The 1,916-nt window shown below is 68.0% G+C and carries 1 protein-coding gene and 1 pseudogene; both read right to left on the reverse strand.

Annotated elements, in window-relative coordinates:
• Positions 1-21: 21 nt before the first annotated feature.
• A complete protein-coding gene (locus NBZ83_RS31865; RefSeq protein ID WP_308203849.1) occupies positions 22-1,008 on the reverse strand; it encodes an ABC transporter permease in 987 nt (328 codons plus the stop codon).
• A 282-nt stretch (positions 1,009-1,290) separates the two neighbouring features.
• Positions 1,291-1,916: pseudogene (locus tag NBZ83_RS31870) on the reverse strand (hypothetical protein); the annotation flags it as partial.

A 1,916-nucleotide genomic window follows, 5' to 3' on the forward strand; every position in this document is an offset into this window, starting at 1 on the left:
AGGCGGGGGCGGCTGGCGTGATCATCGGCCGCCGCCGCGCGGGTCGAAGGCGTCGCGCAGGCCGTCGCCGAGCAGGTTGAACGCGAGCACGGTGGCGAAGATCGCCAGGCCCGGGGCCAGCATGAAGATCGGCTCGATGCTGTACCAACCGTGCGAGGCGACGGCCAGCGAATCGCCCCAGGAGGCCGTCGGCGGCCGCACCCCGACCCCGAGATAGGACAGCGCCGCCTCGTTGAGAATGTTGGTGGGAATAAGCAGCGTCGAGTAGACGAGCACCGGCGCGGCGACGTTCGGCAGCAGCTCCCGGAACATCACCGTGAACGTGCCGGCACCGAGCGAGCGGGACGCCTCGATAAACTCTCTTTCCCGCAACGACAGCACCTGTCCCCGGACGATGCGTCCGATGTACGGCCAGGCAAATATCCCGATGACGAAGACGAGCACCGCAATACGCAGCCCCGAACCCGAGAGCCCGAACGCCTTGTTCGGAATCACCGCCACGATCGCGATCGCGAACAGCACCGACGGCACCGACAGCAGCAGGTCCATCAGCCGGGCGATGATCGTGTCCCACAGCCCGCCGAGATACCCGGCGAGCATCCCGAGAACCGTGCCGATGATGACCGCCGTCGCGGTCGCCAGCAATGCGACCAGCAGTGACACCCGCGCGCCGTAGACGGTCCGACTAAAGATGTCGCGACCGTTGACCGGCTCCACTCCGAGTAGATAATCCCAGCTCATCCCCCCGAAACGCCCCCGCGGTGCGGCGGTGTTCGGATCGAGCAGGTCGTAGTGCGGCTCGTTCGGCGGATGCCCCAGCAGTGACACGATGACCGGCGCGAATATCGCGATCAGTGCGAGGAGGACCAGGAAGATTCCGCTGATCATCGCCGGTTTGTCGCGCCGTAGGCGAATCCAGCCGGATCGCCAGAGTGAACGACCCTCCGTCTGGACGACAGCCGGAGCGGCAACGGAATCGACCATCATCTCGCCCGGCGGAGCCGTCATCGTCCCACCACCATCCGTCCTGGCCGCGTATTCGTATTCCCGATGCGGTCGGGAACGCTAGCCAGCCACGGTGGTGATGAATAGCCGTCGACGGTAGTTGACCCGGAAACTTTTCGTCTTCGCTACATGGCGCACTCCGCCGACATCATCCGATTCTCGCCGGACATGGATTGAAGACATCGTTGTAACAGCAGCGCGTCGATCACCCGGGCGGAGCCGGTGCCACACCCACCCGTATCGGTCACAACGGATCAGATCGGACACCCTCCGCGGCACCGCGGATCACCGCCGCGTGTCCTCCCGCCCCTGCGACGGAGGGTGACCGTTCTCGGTACAGCGACGACGAGAGCGGGTGCGCCGACGTGCGCTGTAGGTCCAGTTCGGCGGCGTCGCGCAGCCGAGCAGGCCGTCGCGCTCCGCCGGGCGGTCCGACAGGGCGATCGTCGAGTTCATCGCGGCGACCGCGACCTTCAGGCTGTCGATCGCGACGTGCGTCCACGGCTGCCCGACGGCGAAGGTGATGTCCTGCTCGCCCTCGTGGAACGTCGTGAACATCTGCTCGAAGTGGCGCCACTTGTCGTGGTACGGCAGGTCGGGTTCGATGCCATCCGCCTCGAACTGCGCCCGACTGCCCCGCCAGGTCAGATCGCCGCGAGTGTCTCCTCGACGGGGAAAACGGAAAGGGCACCCGGCTCCCGGTCGCCGGCCGGTCGTCCCTCCCAGCCGGCGTGCAGTGCCCCCTGGCTTCGATCCTCCCGCTCGCGGCCCACCCATGTCGGCGCCGGCCGCTCGTGGCCTGCCCGTGCGGGGGCTGTCGCGCAGCGGGCTGCCAGTGCCGGGGCTCCCGGCCTGCGGATCGCCGTCTGCGCCGGGGTCGCCGTCCGGGGGGTCGCCGTCCGGGGGGTCGC

The sequence above is a fragment of the Frankia gtarii genome (assembly GCF_025403375.1).
Classification (GTDB): Bacteria; Actinomycetota; Actinomycetes; order Frankiales; family Frankiaceae; genus Frankia; species Frankia gtarii.